Origin of the sequence: Brevibacillus sp. AG162, from assembly GCF_006715575.1 — a bacterium.
GTDB classification, from domain to species: domain Bacteria; phylum Bacillota; class Bacilli; order Brevibacillales; family Brevibacillaceae; genus Brevibacillus; species Brevibacillus brevis.
Map to the genome: position 1 here is coordinate 303,641 of NZ_VFNO01000005.1, position 23,337 is coordinate 326,977.

21 protein-coding genes, 2 tRNA genes and 1 riboswitch are annotated in these 23,337 nt (G+C 46.4%); of the genes, 4 read left to right on the forward strand and 19 right to left on the reverse strand.

The window, feature by feature from the left end:
* Positions 1–67: 67 nt before the first annotated feature.
* Positions 68–1,726: a hypothetical protein gene (locus tag FB479_RS17690; RefSeq protein ID WP_255438437.1), complete on the reverse strand. Its 1,659-nt coding sequence runs from the start codon at positions 1,724–1,726 to the stop codon at positions 68–70.
* Positions 1,727–2,149: 423 nt separating this feature from the next.
* On the reverse strand, positions 2,150–2,674 hold the full coding sequence (locus tag FB479_RS17695; protein WP_106657465.1) for a type 1 glutamine amidotransferase domain-containing protein: 525 nt from the start codon (positions 2,672–2,674) through the stop codon (positions 2,150–2,152).
* Between the two features lie 427 nt (positions 2,675–3,101).
* Between FB479_RS17695 and FB479_RS17700 the strand changes: the two genes are divergently transcribed.
* Positions 3,102–3,986 carry a carboxylesterase gene (locus tag FB479_RS17700; protein ID WP_142066169.1) on the forward strand — a complete coding sequence of 295 codons (885 nt, stop codon included), beginning with the start codon at positions 3,102–3,104 and terminating at the stop codon, positions 3,984–3,986.
* Positions 3,987–4,104: 118 nt separating this feature from the next.
* On the opposite strand, the gene FB479_RS17705 is transcribed toward FB479_RS17700, so the two are convergent.
* From FB479_RS17705 to FB479_RS17715, 3 genes are all read right to left on the reverse strand, one after another.
* Positions 4,105–4,187: transfer RNA gene (locus tag FB479_RS17705), tRNA-Leu, on the reverse strand.
* Between the two features lie 17 nt (positions 4,188–4,204).
* Positions 4,205–4,281 (reverse strand) — tRNA-Pro (locus FB479_RS17710).
* A 116-nt stretch (positions 4,282–4,397) separates the two neighbouring features.
* The gene (locus FB479_RS17715; RefSeq protein ID WP_142066170.1) at positions 4,398–4,904 is read right to left on the reverse strand and encodes a hypothetical protein; all 507 of its coding nucleotides are present in this window, start codon (positions 4,902–4,904) and stop codon (positions 4,398–4,400) included.
* Between the two features lie 134 nt (positions 4,905–5,038).
* Between FB479_RS17715 and FB479_RS17720 the strand changes: the two genes are divergently transcribed.
* From FB479_RS17720 to FB479_RS17730, 3 genes are all read left to right on the forward strand, one after another.
* Positions 5,039–5,263, forward strand: coding sequence for a hypothetical protein (locus tag FB479_RS17720; protein WP_106657461.1), 225 nt, complete (start codon positions 5,039–5,041; stop codon positions 5,261–5,263).
* Positions 5,264–5,361: 98 nt separating this feature from the next.
* A complete protein-coding gene (gene fosB / locus FB479_RS17725; RefSeq protein WP_142066171.1) occupies positions 5,362–5,787 on the forward strand; it encodes a metallothiol transferase FosB in 426 nt (141 codons plus the stop codon).
* Between the two features lie 154 nt (positions 5,788–5,941).
* Complete coding sequence (locus FB479_RS17730) at positions 5,942–7,663, forward strand: protoglobin domain-containing protein (RefSeq protein WP_142066172.1); 1,722 nt, start codon at positions 5,942–5,944, stop codon at positions 7,661–7,663.
* Positions 7,664–7,668: 5 nt separating this feature from the next.
* Here the strand turns inward: FB479_RS17730 and FB479_RS17735 are convergent, their stop codons facing one another.
* From FB479_RS17735 to FB479_RS17800, 14 genes are all read right to left on the reverse strand, one after another.
* Positions 7,669–8,772 carry a chymotrypsin family serine protease gene (locus tag FB479_RS17735; protein ID WP_142066173.1) on the reverse strand — a complete coding sequence of 368 codons (1,104 nt, stop codon included), beginning with the start codon at positions 8,770–8,772 and terminating at the stop codon, positions 7,669–7,671.
* 680 nt (positions 8,773–9,452) lie between these two features.
* The gene (locus FB479_RS17740) at positions 9,453–10,763 is read right to left on the reverse strand and encodes a nucleobase:cation symporter-2 family protein (protein ID WP_106656976.1); all 1,311 of its coding nucleotides are present in this window, start codon (positions 10,761–10,763) and stop codon (positions 9,453–9,455) included.
* Between the two features lie 32 nt (positions 10,764–10,795).
* Positions 10,796–11,386 (reverse strand): xanthine phosphoribosyltransferase, encoded by a 591-nt coding sequence (locus FB479_RS17745; protein WP_015892653.1) that lies wholly within the window; start codon positions 11,384–11,386, stop codon positions 10,796–10,798.
* 231 nt (positions 11,387–11,617) lie between these two features.
* Positions 11,618–11,719, reverse strand: a riboswitch (purine riboswitch).
* A 136-nt stretch (positions 11,720–11,855) separates the two neighbouring features.
* Entirely contained in the window at positions 11,856–12,941 is a 1,086-nt protein-coding gene (gene rsgA, locus FB479_RS17750) for a ribosome small subunit-dependent GTPase A (RefSeq protein ID WP_106656975.1), read from the reverse strand.
* Positions 12,942–13,184: 243 nt separating this feature from the next.
* Positions 13,185–13,451: a hypothetical protein gene (locus FB479_RS17755; protein WP_142066174.1), complete on the reverse strand. Its 267-nt coding sequence runs from the start codon at positions 13,449–13,451 to the stop codon at positions 13,185–13,187.
* A 97-nt stretch (positions 13,452–13,548) separates the two neighbouring features.
* Positions 13,549–13,770, reverse strand: coding sequence for a WYL domain-containing protein (locus FB479_RS17760; protein WP_142066175.1), 222 nt, complete (start codon positions 13,768–13,770; stop codon positions 13,549–13,551).
* Between the two features lie 158 nt (positions 13,771–13,928).
* Positions 13,929–15,170 carry an MFS transporter gene (locus tag FB479_RS17765; protein ID WP_164724447.1) on the reverse strand — a complete coding sequence of 414 codons (1,242 nt, stop codon included), beginning with the start codon at positions 15,168–15,170 and terminating at the stop codon, positions 13,929–13,931.
* 275 nt (positions 15,171–15,445) lie between these two features.
* The gene (locus FB479_RS17770) at positions 15,446–16,069 is read right to left on the reverse strand and encodes a YcnI family copper-binding membrane protein (RefSeq protein ID WP_142066176.1); all 624 of its coding nucleotides are present in this window, start codon (positions 16,067–16,069) and stop codon (positions 15,446–15,448) included.
* Between the two features lie 16 nt (positions 16,070–16,085).
* Entirely contained in the window at positions 16,086–17,372 is a 1,287-nt protein-coding gene (locus FB479_RS17775; RefSeq protein ID WP_142066177.1) for a copper resistance CopC/CopD family protein, read from the reverse strand.
* Positions 17,373–17,524: 152 nt separating this feature from the next.
* Positions 17,525–18,358 carry an alpha/beta fold hydrolase gene (locus FB479_RS17780; protein ID WP_142066178.1) on the reverse strand — a complete coding sequence of 278 codons (834 nt, stop codon included), beginning with the start codon at positions 18,356–18,358 and terminating at the stop codon, positions 17,525–17,527.
* A 76-nt stretch (positions 18,359–18,434) separates the two neighbouring features.
* Positions 18,435–19,538 (reverse strand): Ger(x)C family spore germination protein, encoded by a 1,104-nt coding sequence (locus FB479_RS17785; protein WP_142066179.1) that lies wholly within the window; start codon positions 19,536–19,538, stop codon positions 18,435–18,437.
* A complete protein-coding gene (locus FB479_RS17790; protein ID WP_255438438.1) occupies positions 19,535–20,632 on the reverse strand; it encodes a GerAB/ArcD/ProY family transporter in 1,098 nt (365 codons plus the stop codon). Before FB479_RS17790 ends, FB479_RS17785 begins: the two co-directional genes overlap by 4 nt.
* A gap of 17 nt (positions 20,633–20,649) precedes the next feature.
* Positions 20,650–22,125 carry a spore germination protein gene (locus FB479_RS17795; protein WP_142066180.1) on the reverse strand — a complete coding sequence of 492 codons (1,476 nt, stop codon included), beginning with the start codon at positions 22,123–22,125 and terminating at the stop codon, positions 20,650–20,652.
* Between the two features lie 149 nt (positions 22,126–22,274).
* On the reverse strand, positions 22,275–23,330 hold the full coding sequence (locus tag FB479_RS17800; protein ID WP_106656966.1) for an ABC transporter substrate-binding protein: 1,056 nt from the start codon (positions 23,328–23,330) through the stop codon (positions 22,275–22,277).
* Positions 23,331–23,337: the final 7 nt, after the last annotated feature.

Below are 23,337 nucleotides of genomic sequence, written 5' to 3' on the forward strand. Positions count from 1 at the left end.
GACTCTATCACCATCAAAACAAGGACTTACTCAGCATTCCGAGCAAGTCCTTGCTTACTTTCTTTGTTCACTTGCTATTTAAAAATTCTTCATACGATACACGGTTATAATTATTTTGCCGACTTTCGAGACCTTGGATTTCATTTTCGAGTTCATAGATTTGTTTTATGAGTACTTGCATGCGTTCTTTTGCGTGCGTCTTCGACGTGATCTCCTCTCTTTTCACTTTCTTTTTGGAGCTTTCTATTTGTTCATCCAATTCCTCCTCTTCCTCTCTAAGCTCCCCAACTCTCCTTTTTAGATTGATCAAACGCAGATAATCTTGTTTTGAATCTGTTACGCACTCCACTAGTTTCCTTGCATATTCAGGATAGGTTGTATCTACTACTCCCGTATATAACCGACGACTTTCTCGATGATCTTTTATTTTTAATAAGGTCCGCTTCAGTTCCGTAAGCGATTTTATATGTTCTTCGATCTGTACCGGACTTGCTTGTTCATTTATTTTCGTGGCTAGGTCGTTCCATGTTTCCTTTCCCAACTGAAAGATTTCCAATTCTTCCTGTTGAACGGAAAACAAATCTAGCCAATCTTCATTCGCATCACGTAACTTTTGATAATCGTTTTTGATCTGACATTCATTTAACCGCGTGATAAAAAAGCCTTTTATTTGGCCATGAATGTGTTGATTGATTTGTTTTTTGGGAAGAAGCTCAAATTTTGCTGGTTTTTTTACGTCTTCAATGGCTTCAATCTCATGGATAAGCTGTTTGATTTGCTCCAGCATTTTTTCTGCCTTTCCTAAACCGTTGGCGGACTTTGCGGCCCTTCCTTTTTGAACATCACCATAATGGGCTACTTTCTTTCCTTCCTCTCCCTTCCAATTGATCGGATTCTTATTTTTCTTTCGATCAGTCGGTAGTGCTTGATGCATGGAAAAGTGAATATTTTTCACCCATTCGATATCATCGAAGTCTTCGGAACCTTTATCAAAAAGTTTTTTATCGCCTGTATCGTCTGCTAGCCATAGATTGTATCTGGCAGTGGTGTCTTCTTTTGTATAATCCAAATTCGCTTCGTCCATGGTTTGCGAATACTGATCATAAGAAGATGATCCGTCTGTCGGAGAACCAAATTGCCCATCATTGATCATCAGCGCAGTGGCATCCCATTTAAACGGAATTCTTACAGGAAGCTGAATTTCCCACGGTTTATCCGAGTCTATTTCTTTCAATATGCCCCGTTTCTTCAATTGATCCTGATCCACGGAAAAGTTATATTGATCGTATTGCAATTCAACGGTGTACTCATACTTTGTTCCGACGTCTGCCTCTCGAAGCATTGCCTCGATTGTATTATTATACGATTGTTGATTATTTTTCTTATCTTGTGGAGCAACATTCCATTGCTGATCTGCTTTTTCTCCCCGTAGAATCTGATAGCCAACCAAATGACCCCCATTATAACTGGCTACTCGGTGCTTATCATTCCCATCACGTATGAGCGATTCTTCATAACCAAGATTGCCGATAGCCGTCACAAGCGCTGACGCATCACGGTCAGAATTCCAGCCTTTTTTAGTGATCTCAGCGGTAACGGAATGTGACCGGTCGCATGTATCTCCTAATTCTTTTGTAAAATGGAAAAACGATTGATTCAAATTTCCTTCCCCGTATACCTCCTTTAATAGCCCCCAAAAGGTGGGAAGTCCTTTATCTGCTTTCACATCCGTAAATTTCCCGTCATCTCCGACGGCATTTTCGAAATCATCTTTTTCGTATGTATCTGGCTTGTCCGCTTTCATTTTATTGAGATTGTCTTGATTGAGTTTCCTTTGGATGACAGGCATTGAAGATTGCTTTTGATTTTGCAGCAGCTTCGTCATTGCCTTGTTTCCTACTTTTTTGGCGAGTTGTAAAACGGGTGGCATATTTCGGTGGGAATTTGGTGGGAGAAGCGTATTTTCAGGTAGATGTGCGTTGCTAGCCATGTCATTTACTACTGGGACATGATCCTGATTTTTGAACACCTTATCATCCCCTAATAGAATGAAGATTCTTCCTTATATTGTAACAAGGCAGACAGAAAAAATGAATCAATAAGAAAAAGAGCGTACCCGTCTATGCGAGCAAGCCCTTTCTTCCTCTTCCTATTGTTGTGCCAGCAAATCAGCAAACGCTTTGGCATAAGCCGGGAGATCAGGCGGTCTACGGGAACCGACAATGTGACCGTCTACCACGACCTCTTCATCCACCCAGATCGCTCCTGCATTCTCCATATCATCTTTAATGCCCGGTGTCGATGTTGTAGTTACCCCGCGCAAAATTTTTGCGGAAGCCAGCACCCAACCCGCATGGCAAATATGTCCAATCGGTTTTTTCGCCTCGTGCATCGCAACCACAAACGACAGCACCTCCGGATAGCGGCGCAGCTTGTCCGGTGCCCACCCTCCTGGAACGAGTACACCTGCATAGTCGGCAGGATTGACCTCTGCCATCGCTTTGTCAGCCTCGCACGGTACACCGTACTTCCCTATATAGACGTGATTCGCCTTCGGGCCGACGAAATGGACGATAGCGCCTTCCTCTCGCAGTCTCATTACCGGATACCAGAGCTCGAGATCCTCAAATTCACTTTCGACGAAGCAAACTACTTGTTTTCCCGCAAGTCTCAACGTTCTCGCCTCCTTTTCCTTCTATACTACGCTATTGTAGCAGGTACAAAAGGAAAAGACAGCAGGTACATGGATCAAGCATGCATCCCCTCGGGAGTAGGTATGTACATGGCGACTTTGGTCCCTTTTCCCATTTCAAAGGTGGCAACATCCGCGCAGAGATCGGCAAACAAGCGGGACGCTTGCTCCCCTATGGATGTAAAAACGCGTTTTATCAAGCTAAAGGAATGAAGCAAAGCAAAGAGAACACGCTGTTATACCATTTTTAAAACCCTGTTATAATTGATTTATTCCATTGTTCTGTATAGAACAATTGACGATGAAAAAATGCTGTATTATATTTCTATTGAAATCTGTTTCAGATGAAACTCAGATTTCCCTCACGTATTTACCCATCAATTTAAACTCGATTGGAAGGAAGATTTGTATGTCTAACCATGCACCGATCATTCCATCACTAAGTGATAGCGGCATTCACTATTATCAAACCTATGAAGAAAGCCTTGCTCTTTGGCCAGTCCATTACGAAACATTTTATGTACCTACCCGCTTTGGTCAAACGCATATCATTGCAAGTGGACCAAAGAATGCACCACCACTCGTATTGCTGCACGGAGCATTGTTTAGTTCCACCATGTGGTATCCAAATATTGCCGAATGGAGCAGCAAATACCGAACATATGCAATTGATATCATAGGTGATAAGAACAAAAGTATCCCTGTAGATGTAAACGGTACGAGAACGGGTTACGCTGATTGGCTTCTTGAAGTGTTTGATAATCTGGGTATCAAAAAGGCGTATTTGGTTGGACTTTCGCTTGGTGGGCTTCATGTTATGAATTTTGCTTTGCGTGCGGCCGAGAGAGTAGAAAAGGCAGTTTTACTTAGTCCTGCGGAAACTTTCGTATCATTTCATCCAAATTTCTACAAATACGCACTTGGCCTTCTTGAGCCTAATGGAGTTGAGAATTTTTTAAAGTGGATGATGGGAGATCGTTACGTGTTGCATCCAAATTTTGCAAAACAGTTTCATGCAGGAGTTATGTGGCAGGATGAAGTAAGAAATCAAAAACCTAGAGCTGATGGATTCCCGTATGTTTTCACTGACGACGAATTAAAATCAGTAAAGGTTCCGATTCTCTTATTACTTAGCGAGCACGAAGTCATTTATGACCCGCAATCTGCCTTACATCGTGCTTCGGCTTTTGTTCCCGGTATTGAAGCGGAAATCGTAAAAAATGCGGGCCACGTTTTGTCGATGGAACAGCCAGAATACGTTAATGGACGTGTATTGAGTTTTTTAGATAAATGAAAGACAGTATAAGCTGAATTCATAGGTGTATCATGGAAGATGATTGTAAGAAAAAAAGTGAGAAACAGGCCTACTCACTGTTCCCCACCTTATAACGAAAACCATATGTATAGATTGCTGGTGCCGGTAGAGGGACTTGAACCCCCACGGTTTCCCTCACGATTTTGAGTCGCGCGCGTCTGCCAATTCCGCCATACCGGCCTATTCAAAATAAAACATGGTCGGGAAGACAGGATTCGAACCTGCGACCCCTTGGTCCCAAGCCAAGTACTCTACCAAGCTGAGCTACTTCCCGATTTCCAGCAATATCGGACATTCTCTCATTCGACAATTTCCGATAAGTATTGCAACACTTACATACTATACAGGCAAATCGAACCAATATCAATACCGAATTTTTTTGGAATATAGTCATTTTTTCCTAATTTTTAACTTCCCTCTCCATGGTGTACAGATTTTTCCACATGGTATTTGTCGTTTCAGGAAATCCTGTGGAAGGTTAAACGGATAGTCCAGCGGATGACGCCCTACAACGATCCAGCGGCCATTCGGAAGCTTTTTCAACTGGTACACACGGAAGAATCGATCACTTGCATCGAAGGCAAACCATACCACAAGCGTCGCACACCTGCTGCCCGAAGACAGGACCTTTGATTTTACAATTGGTGGCGCCCCTATCGTATCACCTACAGGGATCGCGAGCCGTCCGTTTATTCGCCGCAAATCAAGATTGCCGATCACTCGATTTGCCAGGCAAGGAATCATGAACTTTTGCAGGAAGCGGCGAATTTTTAACTTGGAATTGAACCGCTTTGGCAAAATGATTCCGCGATCCCCTACCCGCTTATGGGCGGAAAAGATAATCGTAAAGAAAGCTTGCTCTGCCAATCGAATGACCTGCACCCATTGCTTTTTCATCTGACGTCCCTCCCCCTGTCAGACTATGCATCACGGGAGGAAAACGGTTGGACGCGTATCTATATACATAATCTGTTGCGGACAGGGCAAATTAAGACGGTGTTCGGATCATCAAAACCCGCAGGAGGTAGACCATGCCTAGCCCAATTAACACCGACTCGCTTAAAAAAGCAGAGGTATCCACCACGCTGGCAAAAAATATGATTACGCAAGCGATCGAGCAATCTGCAGCTAATCCACAGCTCGCCGAAGAAGCCTTGAAGCAAGCCTCTCAGGAAATTGCCCAAGCGCAAACGATGGTGTCCCAAGTGCAATCCACGCTGCAAACCCAAGCGCAAGCTCAACAAAGCAAATCTTAAACGAAATGCAGGCAGACCCGCACTATACTGGTGGTTTGCCTGTTTTCCCCATACAATAGCAATAGTTGAAGATTATTGCTAAAAAGGTGGGGAACGTATTGCCGCAACTCCAAGGATTGAATCATTTGCTTTTCTCTGTTTCTGATCTGGAAAAATCTTTTTGTTTTTACCGGGATGTACTGCATGCCAAACCACTTGTACGAGGTCGCAAGCTGGCTTACTTTGACTTGAATGGCTACTGGTTAGCGCTGAATGAGGAACCAGACATCCCACGCAATGAAATTGCTCACTCTTATACACACATGGCCTTCACTATCACAGAAGAGTCATTTGATGAGTGGTACGCTCATTTGGAAAAGCATGGCGTTACCATTTTGAATGGACGGGATCGTTCGGAGCGGGATAAGCGCTCCATTTATTTCACAGACCCTGATGGGCATAAGTTTGAATTACATACAGGGACGCTCCAGGACCGTCTTGCCTATTACCGGGACGAAAAGCATCATATGACCTTTTTTGAATGATCAGTGGTGTTGCCCAATTCTTAATATACTTTTCACAAATTCACAATAGTTCCAAGGATTCAACTACATTCGTAAATGCTATAATCTAAAAAGTACTTATGGCCTATTCTTCTTATGAATAGGCCCGTTTTCCGTAAAAATATGGAGGGATTTTATGTTTGGTAAGCGTGGCGCTCAAACCGTTACCGCCTCAATTCAAAAAAGCGATGTCCAAATACCCGATCAGCTACAGGCGAAAGTTCATTTTTTGCAAATGAATCAGACAGACCTTGATCGGTTGAAACAAATTGAACCACTCCTATCAGAACACCTAGAGGCTATCACAGAGCGTCATTACCACATGCTCCGCCAATACTCCCATCTTATGCAGATCATCGAAACGCATACGACGGTTGATCGATTGACCGTATCCTTTCGTCACTATTTGCAATCGCTTCCACATGCCAAGCTAGACGACGCCTATGTAGCCGGGCGCCAAAAAATCGGAGAGGTCCACAGCAAAATTGGACTTGCGCCCGAATGGTATACGGGCTCTTACTTGCGGGCCTATGAATATTTGATTCCAGCAATCGTCAACACCTATTCGAAACGTCCGCAAGAATTATCTTCCGTCCTGTTGGCACTCATCAAGATTATCACGCTTGATTCGCAAATCGTCCTCCAATCGTATCAGGAGGACAATGATTACAAAGTCATCGATCGCCTGGGCGAAGTTCTGGAGTTAGTGATTCAGATCGATAAATTCAAGCATGTGCTGGACACGCTTGAAGGTACGACAGAGGAAGCTGGCAATGTGGGATCTGCCGCCGAGCAATTAAGCGAATCTGTGCAAAAAGTGGCTCAATCAGCCGTCTCTGTCGCAGAGAATGCTTCCACTACAATCGAGCAAGCGACGATGGGCAAAGATATTATCCAAGAGTCGTTGACCAGCTTTCTTTCCATGGCAGATGAATTCCAAGAGATGCAAACAAAAACTTCTCAGTTAATGGCGTCCATTGCAGAAGTTTCCCAGGTCGTCCAAGTCATACGCAATATTGCCGATCAAACCAATCTTCTTGCATTGAACGCGTCGATTGAGGCAGCACGTGCCAATGAACACGGGCGTGGCTTTGCTATCGTGGCAGATGAAGTGCGAAAGCTCGCTGAACAGACCAAACAATCCGTTCAAAGCATTACAGCCACAATGAACAATGTCCAGAATGAAGCTGTCCAGGTAAAAGAAACGGCCACTCTCATGAGTGACCATTTTAACGATAAAGTGAATCAGACACGTGATGCGATTGGAATATTAGGAGAGATTGTGCAAAATATTGAGACTGTCGGGCATTCTACTGGACATATCGCAGCATTGGCACAAGAGCAGTCGGCTGCCACAGATGATATTTCGATGCGCATATCGCAAGTCCTGACGAATATGGAGCAGGTATCTTCGCACGTCTCGAATGCAGGTAAAAACGTCTATGATGTTGGCGCCGGCATAAACAGCCTGCACAAGCTGAGCATCACGCAAACGAGCCACTTAAAGACTAAGCATTACTTGCGAATCGTCAAAACCGACCATCTCTTATGGAAATGGTGGCTGTACAACTTCATGCTTGGGTATCACCACATTGATGAAAAAGAACTCGTCGACCATCATCAATGCCGCTTGGGGATTTGGTATGACGAGGCCCTGAACAATCCATCCGTGAGCACCTTGCCCTCTTTCAAGCAATTAGTTGCGCCTCATCGACAGTTCCACGAAACTGTTCGGCGGATTTACCACTTGGTCAAGCAAGGAAAACTAGAGGAAGCAAAAGCTGCTTTTGATGAGCTAGAAGATATCTCACAACACATTCTCCACCTACTGGATCAGTTAGCCAAAGAAGTTTCCTAAAGCTATTATCTATTCGTCTTTTTCTTGCCCGGCTGCCTTTTGGAGGCAGCTTTTTTTGTTTGGACACGTTTTAACTCTGCGGGAGATAGCGGTCTGGTACGAGCGGTGTTTCGCTGTACTCTTTTTGCTTTGGCAACTGACCTGCCGACTCTCCCTGCTGATCTTGCTATCCCGACGCCAAACGCTTGCAAGGCCCAGACAACCGGATACGAAATCGAGAGCCTGCCATTGGCTGAACCGGCAAAATTCACAGCTGCAGCGTAGTTGCCCGCAGTCAGCCAAACAGAGCCGGAATCTCCAGGCAAGGAAATGGGAACCGTACTTCTGATGACCGTCTGATTCCGAAAACGGATAGTCCCCAGTCCTCCGTAGTTCCCGTAGCTGACATCAATATCGGTGTGGATCGATTCAACCGTTCCCCATGTCAGCCCTGATGAACGGCCCACTTTTTTCAATCTGCGCCCGATGCCATACGAACGAATAACACCTGGCACTCTCCCTACCGTTGCATAACGAGGGGCAAGAAGTCGATTCGAAGTGGGGATACTAATCGCTGCATCTATTCGATTCACTGCATTTCTCCGAAGCCGAACATACCGATACAAGCGTCCGACTCGATCTCTCCCTGAACGACCACCGTCTGCTCCACCAGGCTGGATGGTCTCGGTATAGCCGCTCGTATTGTTACGATTCAGGACGTGATTGTTGCTCAACACGTACCGTTGGCCTCCTCGCGCAACGATTAACCCAGCCGTTCCGGACCCCCCTGGGTGGCCGATGCTGTATCCAGCGATCACAGGTCTGATTCTGCTGCGATAATTCGTTGCAGAGGGTCGTACAGCAGGATGACAATGGCACCGTCCAGAGGTGACGGTTCGAACAGGAACGGATACATGTGCTGTCGCCGTCTGTCTTTTGACAAGGACGCAGCTCGGGCATCTCTTCTTCACAGCAGCACTTGCATTAACGGTATACATCACAATGCAAGCGCCGCCTTTTTTGTTTTTTCCATTTGCGTAGCCAATCCCGATGCCAATTACGCCCGGCATTCGCTTCCATCTTTTGAGCAAATGCTTCTTGGCCAGGAGCGCTTCCTGAAAGGTTGCCATGGCACCCCTTCCTTTCTGTAGGTAAGTTTGCTTTACATGGTCATCGTATGTAAAACTTGGCCAGCACTGTTGGACGCTTGTCATTGTGGGGAAGCCTTTTTTAAAAACCTCTTGTTCGAGCTGTCGTGGTGGGAGGAAACAGGAGAAAACGCTCCAGCTTCTTGGGCCACCCCCTGTGGGATGGACTGCCCGGCTCCATGAAAAAAAGCGAAACCCGCGTCCAAAGTGGTCTATTCAGGAGGCATCTCAGAGGTGGACGCTAAAAGCTTGTTTCTCTTTTTTTCATTGCGCCTCGGTCGGTGTCCCAAAGATCTTCGCTGTTTTCTCCTGTTTCCTCTACAAGCTTCCCTGATAAGAGGGTTTTAAAAAGCCTTACTAGATTGAAGAATGTAATCAGCTACGCCAGAGAAGAATATTTCCAGACGTAGCGACTTGTGGAGTCCTACCGAGCGGAGAAGGGATTCGCGGGCAACAGAAACGCAACCGTGCCCACGCTACGAAGCGGCTACCACTTTTGCGTTTCCCCGCGAATCCCTTCGGAGCGGGCAGTCCATACTTCCCCGAAGGACGGAGCCTGGAGCCTAGACTGGAAATATTCTTCTCTCCACCGCAGCCACTTTACAAAGAAAAACCGCCACTCCCTGTATAACCAGGAAATGGCGGTTCATTATCTGATGATGTTAAGACGCTTCCGAAACAGTTACATTTGCTGGAGCAGTCTGAGATGCTTTTTTATTCGTGTGAACGAGCAAAATATTCAAGATGACTGCGGTCAAAGAACCTGTCACGATACCATTTTGCAGCATCATTTTTGCCAAAGTAGGCAGTTGATCAAACATCGCCGGAACCGCAGCAGAGCCTAGTCCAACAGCGATACTGCAAGCAGCGATCAGCAGATTTTCGTTTTTGTTCAGGTCAACCTGCGAAAGAATATTGATACCAGATGCAACTACCATCCCGAACATGGCGATCATCGCTCCACCCAATACCGCATTAGGAATGACCGTTGTCAAAGCAGCCAGCTTCGGCAGTAATCCGAGAACAACCAGGATTCCACCGGCACCAATCATCACGTCGCGCGATTTAATGCCAGTCAAGGAAACCAGACCGACGTTTTGCGAAAAAGCCGTGTAGGGGAATGCGTTGAAAATGCCGCCCAGTACAATGGCGACCCCTTCCCCGCGCAAACCTTTGACTACATCTTGATCCGTTACTTTTGTATCCGTCACTTTACCGAGTGCAAAGTAAACGCCTGTGGACTCAGCCATGCTGATGATGTTGACAAGAATCATGGTAACAATGGCCACAATACTGAACTGTGGTGTACCGAAGTAAAACGGTTCAACCACGCTAAACCAAGAGGCTTCCGCAACACTCGCGAAGCTGACCATCCCCATCATGTAAGCTACAGCCGTACCGACAATCAACCCGAGCAATACAGAAATCGCACGAATAAATCCGGTAAAGAAACGATTAATAAGCAAAATGATAACCAACGTTCCTAAAGCCAAAAGCAAATTGTGCGGTTGTCCAAAGTCCGGCATGCCTTGTCCGCCAGCCGCGTTGTTCATCGCAACAGGAATGAGCGACAGTCCAATGATCGTAACAACTGAACCTTGTACCACGGTTGGGAAAAAGCGCAGCAGCTTGCCAAACAGTGGAGCTGCCAAGACAACGAATATACCCGATACGATAATGGCACCGTAAGCGGTCGCTAGATTACTCGTAGAAGCAATCGCGATAATCGGTCCTACTGCTGTAAACGTACAGCCTAGCACAACGGGAAGGCGAATCCCTGTATAACGCGTGCCAAGGACTTGCAAGAGCGTCGCGATTCCGCATGTGAAAAGGTCGGCAGCAATCAAATAAGCGATTTGCGTCGGAGTCAGATTCAAAGCACCACCGATAATCAACGGTACGACGACGGCTCCTGCATACATGGCAAGAATGTGCTGTAAGCCCAAAGTAACAATCTTATGTTTGGCTAGCATGAGTGAACCCTTACCTCCTATTCATTTTTTGATTATACGCGCGCAGGCTCTTCTTCAATAAAGTGAATGCCTTCTGGTGACATCGATTCAATACGTGCCAATGATTCGATTCGTACGCCAGCTTGCTCCAAGAGACCGCGGCCTTCCTGGAAGCTTTTTTCAATAACAGCGCCAACCCCGACGAGATGAGCACCGGCATCTTTGACAATATTCGTAAGCCCTACCAGAGCAGCTCCCGTAGCCAAGAAGTCATCGACAATCAATACGCGGTCTTCTTTGGACAAGTACTGACGGGAAACACTGATTTGATACGTTTCCTGACGGGTAAAGGAATGAACAGGAGCAGAGTATACTTCCTCTGTCAGCGTGACAGCTTTTTTCTTTTTCGCGTAGATAAAGGGAACACCCAATGCAAAGGAAGTCGCCATAGCAAAATGAATTCCACTTGCCTCAATCGTCACGACTTTTGTGATGTTTTCACCAGCGAACAGCTCGGCAAACCGCTGCCCGATCTTCATCGTCAATTGTGGATCTACCTGGTGGTTCAAAAACGCATCCACCTTCAAAACGGATGCCGACAGTACCTTGCCGTCCTGTACGATGCGCTCTTGTAATTCTTTCATCAATTCTTCCTCCTCGGATATGGTTCCGGCCACGTTGATACCTGCGGCCTGCTGAAATATAGAAAGCCCAGAGCGGACAGTGTCACAAGCGGGCTACGTAACAAACCAACGCCAAGTGAAACTGTCCCTCTGGGCTTTTATCCCTTAGGTGTGACACATCAATCGTGCCTGCGTCGCTCGGACCAGCTTTCTTTCACCCTATTATTGGAATAGGAAAGAAAGAGACGGAACCCTAGACACACTTTCACTCGTAGTCAGATGATTTACGGTCACCTGGTAGAAACGGTTGGGCCTTATTCCCAAAATTATACGAGCTACCTATCTATTTATTTCGAAATGTAATAACGAGTATTGACCAAATCTATCATAACTCCCTCGTTGTGGGCAAGCGTTAATTTTTGAAAGAAAAAGGAAGCGCTTACTTGTACAAATAAAGGAAAGAGCCCTGATTTCTCAAGGGCTCTCGTACTTATCTCTTCGGTTTTTTCTGCCGCATTTGAACGTTGATCTTCTTCCATTTATCCCTTTCAGCGGCAGCAAGCCTCGCGTCTTCTTTGCGTGCCAGATGTGCCAATTCGCGTTGAAGCTTCAGGTAACTGTCAAAGCGTGCCTTTTCCAATGACCCTTCATGGATGGCAGCTTGAACAGCACAGCCAGGCTCGCGCATATGCTTGCAATCATTGAAACGGCATGTTTCCGCAATGGACTCGATATCGTCAAAGGCACCGCGGAAGCCTTCATCTGCCTCCCAGAGCTGCAGCTCCCTCATGCCTGGTGTATCGATCATCAGAGCACCACTCGGCAATCGGAACAGTTCGCGATGTGTCGTCGTATGGCGGCCACGGTCATCACCTTCACGCACGCCACTGACTTTTTGCATCTCCGCTCCGCTCAATTTATTGATCAACGTGGATTTGCCAACACCAGAGGAACCCATCAAGGCAATCGTCTGCCCCTCGCCCAGATACGGTGCGAGCTGATCCAGTCCTTCTCCCTGCTCAGCACTGACTACGTGAACAGGTACTCCGATCGCAACTGATTCTACCTCTGCCATGCATGCATCCAGATCGTCACACAAATCTGCTTTGGAAAGCACAATCACCGGATTGGCTCCACTTTCCCACGCAAGAATGAGATAACGTTCCATCCTGCGTAAATTTAAATCATTATTTAAGGAATTCACGAGAAAAACGGTATCGACGTTAGCCGCCACAATCTGCTCTTCCACAGTATCCCCAGCTACTTTGCGGGAAAACTTGCTCTTACGTGGAAGAAGTCCGTGGATGGAGGCTTTCTTTTCCTCTGGGCGGGCACTGATCACTACCCAGTCCCCGACAGCCGGAAAATCTTCTCGTCCGATGGCTTCATAACGAAGCTTACCCGTTACTTCGCCCAAGAGTTCGCCATGCTCACTCCACAGACGATAAATACGTTTATGTTCGAGTGTGATACGTCCCACACTGTAGCCTTGCTCGGCATAAGGGGCAAAATGATTAGCAAAATACTCATTCCAGCCCATAGATTGCAATACTTGTTGATTGGTTAGTTGATTCACTGCGGATTCCCCCTGCAATTGGTTAAATATATGGCTATCAGCCAGAACCAGTCACAGTCGAATCCTCATTTGGTGAACGGTATTACTGTTCGCTTGAAAGGAGGATTCCTGTGACCCCGACTACGACACTCTGAACAAATTTGATGGCTACCATAAAACATCTCTCCTTTAGCAAACCTACCATTCAGGTTTGGAATCATATTTCCCAATTATTGTACCATAATGAAACAAAATGCAACAGCGTCAATCTCCCCCGCCGCCGCCTCCTCCTCCGCTATCTCCGCCACCACCGCTGTCTCCACCACTTCCGCTACCGCTGTCATAGCTATCCCAACGATCGTCTGAGTCGTGATTTCGATGATGGTGATTGTGATTGCTGTCTACATAGAAGGCGCCGCCTCCGCTGTCTGAAGAGGAATGAGAGCGCCTACTTCCGCCTTTTGTGGCTTTGGACGCCAAGACAAATACTACGATCAAAAACATGATGACAATGACCATAAAGAACTCCATTGTTGTCCCCGCCCTTCCTCTTTTTTGAAGTTGTTTACCTATTTAGTATAACATAGTATGGCTGGAATAGGCTGGGGGCATGGAGGGTGATTCCTTTTCATCCGGTAAAATGTCCAGACACAGGTACGATCGCCAAAATGTTATCCAACATAAATACACGATACGCCTTCCTCATATAACAGTATGCTTTCAAGCTCCCTTTGTTCACATCGATTTGCACCACACGAATCGTACGCCTGCTAGCCTCTCCATCCTTCTTCAAATAGATGATCTCCACTGCTTGCTGCCGCGCCGCGTACCTTCTCAACTCCAGAATCATCAGGCTGTCACCACCACAAAATGTGTCTTCTTGTTGTTGAGATCATCATACCAAAAGAGAACGCACGTTCGCAAATTAGTTTACAACACCTAATTATTGCCTCAACAAAAAAAGGCATGCGCCCTAAAAATGGACACATGCCTTATGCTTGTTACAACTCAGCGCCTCCTAAGCGCACGTCCGAACACAATCAGAATCGGTGCCAACAAGATGGCCGCCGCAACCAGCGAAGCGCGAATCGAAAAACGGGTCCCAATCCATCCGACAGCCGGACCACCTGCCGTTTGTCCCAAGGCATTGGACTGGCCCATCATCGACAAAACCGTCGCCCGCACACTGCTCTCAATGTTCAAATTCAGCCACGTATCATACAGCGGACTGCTTAATGACTGGATCACACCGATCAACAGCAATGCTACTAATGCCCAGCTAAAGCTAGGGGAAAAGGCAAAAGCAATCATCGCTGCAATTTTGAGTCCCGTCAACATGAACATCCCCACAAGGACAACCCGCTCATTGTTCACATCCAGCCTTTTTTCCACAACGCCTACGACGATGAGGCCGAGTAAGCTTGCGAGTGCGGCAATGATCCCGAACCACATCGGCATCGAAATAGCAGCGAGCTCTGGAAAGCCAATTTCTGCGATCAAATGCGCTTCCCACAATCGGTCATACCCTTCAGAAGCCGCACCCGTAAATAGCGTCACGAACAAGATCAGCATGAGAATCGGCTGACTGCGAATCACTTTGGCACCCGAAGTCCACGTCTGAATCATTTCCTTCACGTGGGAAGCACCTTGCTCACGCTCACGAGGAACAAAACCGGTCTCCTTCATGAACAGAATCAAAAAGATACCAAGCCCCATATACATGAGGCCACCTATGAGGTAAGGCAAGTTAGAAGCGAGTGTTGCCAATGCCACACTGAGTGCAATCCCGAGCAGATTCCCAAACAAGGAGTAGCGCTTGGCCTTCATGAAAATTGTACCGATCTTCTCTTCTCCAACCTCATCCACAATCCATGCAGTATCCGCTCCACTGATAAACGTATACCCGAGACCACTGATAACTTGCGAAAACAGCACCAAGCCGAAGACAGAAACCAACGGTATCCAAGCATCAAGCGCAGGGACGATCCCCTGCATCGCAAATCCGATTCCCAGCAAAAACATCCCGATAATGACGGAGCGACGGCGACTGTACGTATCCGCCACTACACCTGTTATCCCTTCAAATACCAACACGGATAACTCCAATACTGTCCCAATCAATAGCAATTCAAACGGGTTAAAGCCCAGTGTCACAATGTAGTAAAGCGCATAGGTCGTGAACATGGTCGTATTGGCAAGGGAAGTCAAAAAACTTTTGATCGTATATACTTTTGTCGCATTCATGAACATGGAAGCAGTATCCACCTTTTTTAGGCAGATGACGCGTTCCGTTTTCACATACTGATCGTTACTCTACAATCCTCTACTGTGCAAAATGCGTACGCGTCATGCTGCCACTCTTATTTTTCCTTCCTGTGTACTTGCTTGCTCTGAATAGTGTTTTTAACATGTGATATACACCTCCGAAAGTAATTACAGCTATTATAGAATTCTTTCAATTGCCACACAATGGAAAAAGCTGCGCAGCATGATTGGACACACTGCACAGCTTGATTATGAAGCACTTACGCTTTTTTTCTAAACAGGCCAACAATGGAGATCAGCAACGCCAAACCGGAAAGTACCAATGGCAAGGTGTTGTTGCTGCCTGCACCCGCCGCTTCCCCGGCAGGAGCGGCTGCTGGCTTTTGTTCTTGTCCATGCTCGTGCCCTGCTTCGCCTACACCAGCCTTAATGGTAGTGACAGACGCTGGCGTTTTGGAATCCTTGTCCCCTGTCCATTCCACAACCTCGCCATTTGCATAGGTCTGATAAGCCTTCCAAGCCAATTGACCCTCTTCTTTCGGGTTTGCCCCCACAAACGTGAACTCTTGGAATTCATGCGCCTTGATTCCGCCTTCTGTTGCTGTCCACACAAGCGCTGTGTTCACACCGTCTTTATCTTTTTCGAACTCGTAGGACCAGCCCGGAATCGGCTGTACGGAATTCACCTTCACACCTGCTGGGAATTCCAGCTTCACTTTTGTCGTGTTGACGTCTTTTTCTACCGGGACACGCACGGTGTATTTTTCATAGGAGCCTGTAGTTGCCTCTTTCGGATATACGTTCACGTGTGCTTGTGCTGCTGTCGCCAACGTCAAAACTGCACCTGCTACCAGTACACTGCTCATCCATTTTGTCATCTTCATCGTATGAAATCCTCCCCTAGTTTGAATCTGTTTGAATCACGGCCTGATTATTTGTCGTAGCAGTCGGGTAGTTGATCTGGCTCATCCAAAGTCCAGCCAGAACAGCGATAATCCCGAATACAATCTCCCAACGCAAGTAAGATGGCTGCAAGGAGTTTTTCGTCCGCCAGCGTCTTGTTTGCCTAAAGGCTAGAAGAAGCATGAGGCAGACACTTGCGATTTTTCCGTATAACAGATAGCTCCATGCCGTTGCACTCTGGAAAATGCTCATGACATCCGTCTGCACGATGAGCATGACAACACCCGTCGCGACAGCAAGCACAGACGCCACAGCAACTGTCTGCAAAAAGAATCTCTTGAACGACTCCTGTCCTCGTTCGGCCGCTTTGACTGTGAGTAGCAAGTAGACAAGCGCCCCCATCCACACGGCGACCGTCAAAACATGCAACAGTCTCAGTACAAGGGACAGCCAGACAGGAGCAATGCCCCATGCATGACCACCAAAAGCTTGTGCGCTGATCACGAGAACCCAGATTCCCACATACCAGCCGGACACCATATTAGGGATCGCAACCAATAACAGCAATGCAAAGGACACCAGCAACATGATCGCAAACGGGGACTGACTGAGCAAGTTCCCGTCCATCTGCCACAGTGCTTGCGTAAGTGATACAGCGGTTAACGATTCGTCATACAAGAACCACAGAAAGATAAGTCCGATGATCGCCAAACTCCATCCGATTTGTCTGCCAATCCCGATGAGCTGGGCAAGCGAAGGCAAGCCATGACGCTGCGCTGCCCACGCTACCAGATACAAGCCGCCACCCACAAGAATAATCCCCTGCGCCAAATAGCGGTACATGATCAAGTAGCTTGAATCTGCTTTTTGCTCACTTGGCGGAACCACGACCGCACTTTTTTGTCCGATGGAAAACGTGAGCTTCTCTTCGATCGGATGTCCGTCCTCGGAAACGACAGATACGATAACCGAATACGTCCCTTCAGCCAAATCGCTCGGCAGTTCCGCATTCAGCTGCGAGGCGTCGCCTGGCTGCAATGTCGGCCGCTCCACTTTTATTTCCTTGCCATCCCAGTCAAATAAACGCACGTTAACAAGATCGGGCTCCAATGTTTCGGTAAACCGCGCAGAGATTTGTCCTGGATTCGCCTTCAGTACCTCACCATCTTGCGGTGAACTGCTCATCAAGCCAGCATGGGCGTAAGCAGTTGTCATACCCGTTGTCAGTACAAGTAAGAAGGCGAGCAAAAACACAACCGCATAATATCTGATGTTGTCTGTCACCCTACCACCTGCTTCCTTATTTCGTCCTTAATCCTATCAAAATAGTACGAGAATCTATATGGCTCCATTGGGCTATCTGATGTGGCAAAGTGTTGAAAACAAAAAAAGGCATGAGCGGAAATTCTCTCCGATCCATGCCTTTTCAAACTGTATTAGGATGATTTTACAATGTTTTTTGCGAGAAATTCCAGGACGAGTTTGTTGAATACCTCTGGTTGATCCATCGGTGGGATATGGGCCGAGTCAGGCAGGATGACTTTTTGTGCGCCTGTAATCCGCTCAGTCAACACATCGGCGATCTGTAGAAAATCAGGATAATCCCGCGCTCCTGCAATAACGAGTGTTGGGGCTTTGATGTTTTCCAAACGCTCGATTGGCGAGGGGGATAAAGTTTCCAATCCAGCGCCAAACTCCGGCAGCGAAAAGGCGTGTCTGTTCATTTCTTTAAAGCGGTTTCGTGCTTCGCGAGCTTGCTCATTTACCGGCTGACCAGGACCATCAAACCACATTTGTGTTGTCATTTCCAACGCTTCCTCTGTCGTGCCACGCTGACATACTTGATTGAATCGTTCCACATCGTTCAGCCTTTGCTCACTTCTTGGGTGACCAAACAAGCCGGAAGCGACTAGAATCAAGCTGCTCACCATCTGCGGATAAGCAAGGGCGAACTCCTGCGCGACCATTCCCCCAAACGAAAGCCCAGCCACATGCGTTTTTTCGATACCAAGCCAAAGCAGAACCGCTTTCACGTCGTCGTACAAGGTAAAAGGAACGTCAGTCGCCAGCGTTTTACCAAACCCGCGGATATCAAAGCGAACGACCTTATACATCTGTGCAAATGCTTGCAGCTGGGCATCCCATAGCCTTGTATCCAGATTGAAGCCATGGATCAATAGGAGCGGCTCGCCTTCCCCTGCTACTTCATAGTAAATCCGTGCGCCATTGGCTTCGAGAATGCCCGTTTGTACAGCCTGCCTGTTTTCCATTTTTTCTCACCTCACACCTCACTATCTCACCCCCGTTTCTTGCTTGTCCAGATATTTCTTCACGTTCATGGTCCATTTACCCAATGACGCCTGTCCGTAAAATCTTGACCTGGACATCAACATCAAATTGCGCCCTTTTCATGACTTCACGGCATTCGTCTCTATTCAATTTCTTTTTTCCACTCTTTTGACGGGCTATGTTGTAGATTTCCCCGAATCCTACGGGATCTACCTGGTGTTTTCTTAACTTTTCCAGTAAACCTTCCGTCTCTTTTTTAACTGCCAGCTGGATTGCTTTTTGTACCTTATGCAACTCCTCCGGCTTTGATAAATCTATTTGTTCAGCCATTTCCTGAATCTGTGCTGTCATTTTGACCTTCACCGAAAACCTTGGTTTATCCAAATCCAGCAGTTTGATTTGCTTTTTGCTTGAGATATGTTCAATTACAGTAAAAAAACGCTTATTATCAACAGTCAAGTTTATTTCCAATTCTCCCTTATTGTAACGCTCACGCAATATCTTAAGGAAAAACCCCTCCCTTGTGGAAATCTCCCCCGCCAATCGTTCATCTCGAAACAGAGCAATTTTGTCAATATGCAGTTCGTTTTTTACTCTTTCGATATAAGGCATCACGGGATCTTTCCCGACCGCATAATAATCTTTCATAAACTCATGGAGTTTAGAGGAAATCATATTCTCACCATTGACGTTCTGCCGTATAGCTTGGTAGAGGTAAATTCCGATGTTGCTCGTTTCGGGGTAGCGATGCGTCAAGATGTCAGAAGCCCTTCCTTTCGCCACCGTCAAATAGACATTGCTGCCAATGGAGGCATCTCGGCTCAAGTTTTCCACAAGCGGCAATATTCCTTTGCGTGCCAGCTCATCCTGATAGACAGCGACACGAATTTGCCCCCCTACTATTTTTTTGGAAGACTCCCTGTTATGAGTAATTTTGAGTCCTTTGCTTGTATTGGCTGTTCCCGCAATCACAGTGACGAGTTGACGCGCCTCCGGATCAATTTGATAAAACACCGTGGTACCCAACAACCTTCCGTCTCCGATTTGATCGTAACCCACGGCAACCGCTAGTCCCAATTTTTCTAGTACCTGTTCCTCCCCACAGCCATTCAACAAAGCGGCCATTAGCAAATAATAAGCTAGCAGACGTATCCTTTTCATGTCCGGACCGTTCCTTTCCGAAACAGCAGAATAACGATATAAAGTATCAACGGATAAACAAATATGATATAGAAGCCAACCGCTCCGAAAATATCCGTGATCCAGTTAATCGACTGGCGCGTCTCCAAAAAGTTGCTGGCGAAAAACATGACAATGACAATCCCGATAAGTGCTTTTCTTTCCTTGAAACCACCAATATGGTGTACCCCCCGCATGGCTACCCACAAGTTCAAAAGCAAATTATCCAGCATGATCAGCATCCATAATGAGATGGAAACGAATTCAAACCGCTCCAAAAACGGAAACTCTACTATTTTCATCATCATCAGAGTTGCCCAGATCAGATGTTTAAGCTGTTCCCCTTGAAAATACAGGAGTGTAACCAGCATGACGACAACATACAAAAGAGTGGTCATCAACAATCCACCATGTACATAGCGAGAGAGTAATTGCTTTTCCTTTACAAAAGGGTAGATGAACAAAATAATCTCGAATCCAATAATGCTAAAAGACATCTTCCTGGCACCGTCCAACAGCTCTACAAGGTCATGATGAAAGACAGGCTGCAGTAAATTAAAATCGGCGTATTGCGCGGGATAAATCATCAACAAGAGCTGACAAATCGTCAGTCCAACCGAAAAAAAACTAATCCCAGCCAACACTCGAATTCCACCTGTCACTCCATAAATGGCCAGACAAAGCAAGGAAGCATTCAATAACCAGGATGGCACCTCTGGAAACATCCATGACTGAATGATCTCGATATATCCCCGCAGGATCGTTAATGCAGAACCCATAATATAGATGATAAATATCAAATTAAGCACTTTGGCTGGCCATTTTCCAAACACCATTTGGTGGATGTCATACAAATCCAAGTTTTTATATTTCCTCAAGATTTTTAGCATGACCCACGCGGTCACATGCGTCATCAAACCTGCTATTATGACCGCAATCCAAGCGTCTTGCTGCACTCGATCATAAATAAAGCGCTGTACGCCCGCTATACCAATTCCAACCTGGTTGCCATGCACAATAAACATGGCAAGGGAGACGCTGATAAACATATGGCTATGACGACGAATCGTTGACATTCCCACTCAACACCTAACTACTGAATTGGTCTTTTCTTCCCGGCTTCATCAGGCAAACGGGCGTTGTCAGGAGAACGCGTCAAAGCGGGACGCTTGCCGAGATTATAAAAAGGAACCCGGATTAGACTGTTTTTAAAATCCCGCAAGCGAAATGGAAAAAAGGGGAGAAAAAACGGACGTCCTAAACTGGACTGGCGTAGGATGTGAATCAATAGAAAAGATGCGCCAAGCATAATACCGAAGCCTCCCCAAATTCCAGCCAGCAAGATGATTGGAAAACGGAGGATGCGTACTGCCGTACTCATCATGTAGGAAGGAAAGGTAAACGACGCTAATGCACTTAGTGCCACAATCATAATCAGAATGTTACTGGTAAAGCCCGCTGCTACGGCGGCCTGTCCAATAACGATACCACCCACGATCCCCATCGTTTGCCCGACTTTGAAAGGAAGTCTTGCCCCAGCCTCCCGCAAGAATTCAATGATCATCTCCAGCAGCAAAGCTTCAAACAATGGTGGAAATGGCACCTTGGAACGAGACTTTACCAACGATACGAGCAAAGCAGAGGGAATCATTTCATAGTGAAACGTCAGGGCAGCCACATAGATAGCCGTAAAAAACAAGGAGACAAATAGAGCAAGGAACCGCAACAATCGAATAAAGGAAGCCATTTGCCAGCGAATATAAAGATCTTCATTGGACTTGAAAAAGTCAACGAAGGTACTGGGACCCATGATAGCAAAAGGGCTGCCTTCCACAAACACGATAACCTTTCCTTCCAACAGAGCTTCACTTGCATAATCAGGACGTTCTGTCATGATCAACTGCGGAAAAATAGAAAAGGTATTATCATCAATCAGTTGAACCAGTTTTCCACTGTCAATCAATCCATCTACATCGAGTTCTCTCACACGCTGAACCACGGTTTGAACATTTTCAGGATCAGCCAGCTCTTCCATGTAACATACTTCCACATTCGTCTTGCTGCGTCTCCCTATTGTAATAGAGACGTTAGAGAGCATATCCGTTGTTAGATAGCTTTGCAGGATCCCGAAGTTGGTTTCAAATGCTTCGGTAAAAGCAACCTGGGGACCGAATATTTGTACTTCGACCTGAGCCTCTCCCAAAGAACGACTCGGTATATTAGCCACGAAGAGAAGAAGTCCGCAGTCTTCTCCTTCTATTTGAAGGTAAATCCATCCCCTCACGAGATAATCACTGACTTGTCTGTAATCAATCGTCTTGCGAACTTTAGCAACAGGGAGGTTCCCCAAAAGAGTATCAGGCGCTATCTTTTCGTCGGGCAACCTTTCTAAAAAGGGAAGCAAAACTTGCTGGAGAATAACCATATCAATGAGATACGGGAGGTACGCTAACAACAAGCTATTGTTTCCACAGGATAGACTGCGAAACGACAATCGCGGATTTCGCATTTGTTGCCATAATATTTCTTGCGTCTCTTGAATGGAATCAGGAATCATGTTGGTTGTCATTTTCTATTACCCCAATAAATGGTGTACCCTTATTATTTTCCAAATCTCTAGCTCTATTCCCCTTTCCAGCCGAAGAGTAGGTTTCCACCCATATGAAGAAACAAAAAAACCGAGACGGAAGTACTCCATCTCGGTTCGTATACAACTATTTATCTGCCGCTCTTCATTTCAGTCCAGTAGCGGTCGTATTGCTGCAAGGTTTCTCCTACATCCACCAGCCACTCGGCACGGGCAATGTCTGCTTTATCCACGAAGACCATCTTGTTGGAACGATATTCTTCACTGTGCAGTGGGTATGCTTGTTCGTTCGGGTTGCTGTAGCCGATAGACTCGTAGTTTTTCACACTGACTTGTGGGTCCATCAGATAGTTGATGAACTTCTCAGCCATTTCCTTGTTCTTAGCGCCTTTTGGAATGGCCAGCGTGTCTGCCCAGATCGTTGCGCCCTCTTTTGGAATGACGTACTCTACATCTGGATTTTGTGCGTGAATGAAAGCGGCGTCACCGGACCAAACCGTTCCGATCCATGCTTCCTCCGCAATCATCTTTTGCTTGATGTTGTCTGTATCAAAGGCAACAACATTCGGTACTACCTTTTTCAAATCAGCAAAGGACTTTTCCAGTTCCTCTGTGTTCGTCGTGCTGTTGGAGAAGCCATTCTTGATCAGTGCCATTCCCATAACCTCACGCGGGTCGTTTAGCATGATGACACGGCCCTTGTAGGCTTCATTCCACAGATCGTTCCAGCTTGTCGGGGTTTCTTTTACATATTTCTTGTTGTAAGCGATCCCGGTAATTCCCCATGTATATACGAGTGAATACTTGTTTTCTTTGTCAAAAGGAGGTGTCTTGAACGTAGACACGATATTGCCCATGTTCGGGATGTTGGCTTTGTTCAGCTCTTCCAGGAGGCCCAGCTGAATCATGGTGCCTACCATGTAGTCGGAAGGTTGAATCAAGTCGTAGCCGGATGCACCCGCTTGAATTTTTGCCAGCATTTCTTCGTTGCTGCCGTATACATCATAGTTAACCTTGACGTTGAATTTTTGCTCAAAATCTTTGATGACGTCTGGGTCGAAGTTGTCTGCCCAGCTATAAATATTCAATACTTGTTGCTCTTGCTCAGGTGACGATGAGCAGCCTACAGCAGTCACCGCAAGTACGGCGGTCAAAGCGCCGATCATCAAGGACTTGAAACGTTTCATTTTTTCC

Bases quoted from the DNA above. Each gene is read 5' to 3' on its own strand.
- FB479_RS17700 (WP_142066169.1), top strand. From the start codon at position 3,102: ATGTCTAACCATGCACCGATCATTCCATCACTAAGTGATAGCGGCATT.
- FB479_RS17715 (WP_142066170.1), bottom strand. From the start codon at position 4,904: ATGAAAAAGCAATGGGTGCAGGTCATTCGATTGGCAGAGCAAGCTTTC.
- FB479_RS17720 (WP_106657461.1), top strand. From the start codon at position 5,039: ATGCCTAGCCCAATTAACACCGACTCGCTTAAAAAAGCAGAGGTATCC.
- FB479_RS17730 (WP_142066172.1), top strand. From the start codon at position 5,942: ATGTTTGGTAAGCGTGGCGCTCAAACCGTTACCGCCTCAATTCAAAAA.
- FB479_RS17735 (WP_142066173.1), bottom strand. From the start codon at position 8,772: ATGGCAACCTTTCAGGAAGCGCTCCTGGCCAAGAAGCATTTGCTCAAA.
- FB479_RS17740 (WP_106656976.1), bottom strand. From the start codon at position 10,763: ATGCTAGCCAAACATAAGATTGTTACTTTGGGCTTACAGCACATTCTT.
- FB479_RS17745 (WP_015892653.1), bottom strand. From the start codon at position 11,386: ATGAAAGAATTACAAGAGCGCATCGTACAGGACGGCAAGGTACTGTCG.
- FB479_RS17755 (WP_142066174.1), bottom strand. From the start codon at position 13,451: ATGGAGTTCTTTATGGTCATTGTCATCATGTTTTTGATCGTAGTATTT.
- FB479_RS17760 (WP_142066175.1), bottom strand. From the start codon at position 13,770: ATGATTCTGGAGTTGAGAAGGTACGCGGCGCGGCAGCAAGCAGTGGAG.
- FB479_RS17765 (WP_164724447.1), bottom strand. From the start codon at position 15,170: ATGTTCATGAATGCGACAAAAGTATATACGATCAAAAGTTTTTTGACT.
- FB479_RS17770 (WP_142066176.1), bottom strand. From the start codon at position 16,069: ATGAAGATGACAAAATGGATGAGCAGTGTACTGGTAGCAGGTGCAGTT.
- FB479_RS17780 (WP_142066178.1), bottom strand. From the start codon at position 18,358: ATGGAAAACAGGCAGGCTGTACAAACGGGCATTCTCGAAGCCAATGGC.
- FB479_RS17785 (WP_142066179.1), bottom strand. From the start codon at position 19,538: ATGAAAAGGATACGTCTGCTAGCTTATTATTTGCTAATGGCCGCTTTG.
- FB479_RS17790 (WP_255438438.1), bottom strand. From the start codon at position 20,632: ATGTCAACGATTCGTCGTCATAGCCATATGTTTATCAGCGTCTCCCTT.
- FB479_RS17795 (WP_142066180.1), bottom strand. From the start codon at position 22,125: ATGACAACCAACATGATTCCTGATTCCATTCAAGAGACGCAAGAAATA.
- FB479_RS17800 (WP_106656966.1), bottom strand. From the start codon at position 23,330: ATGAAACGTTTCAAGTCCTTGATGATCGGCGCTTTGACCGCCGTACTT.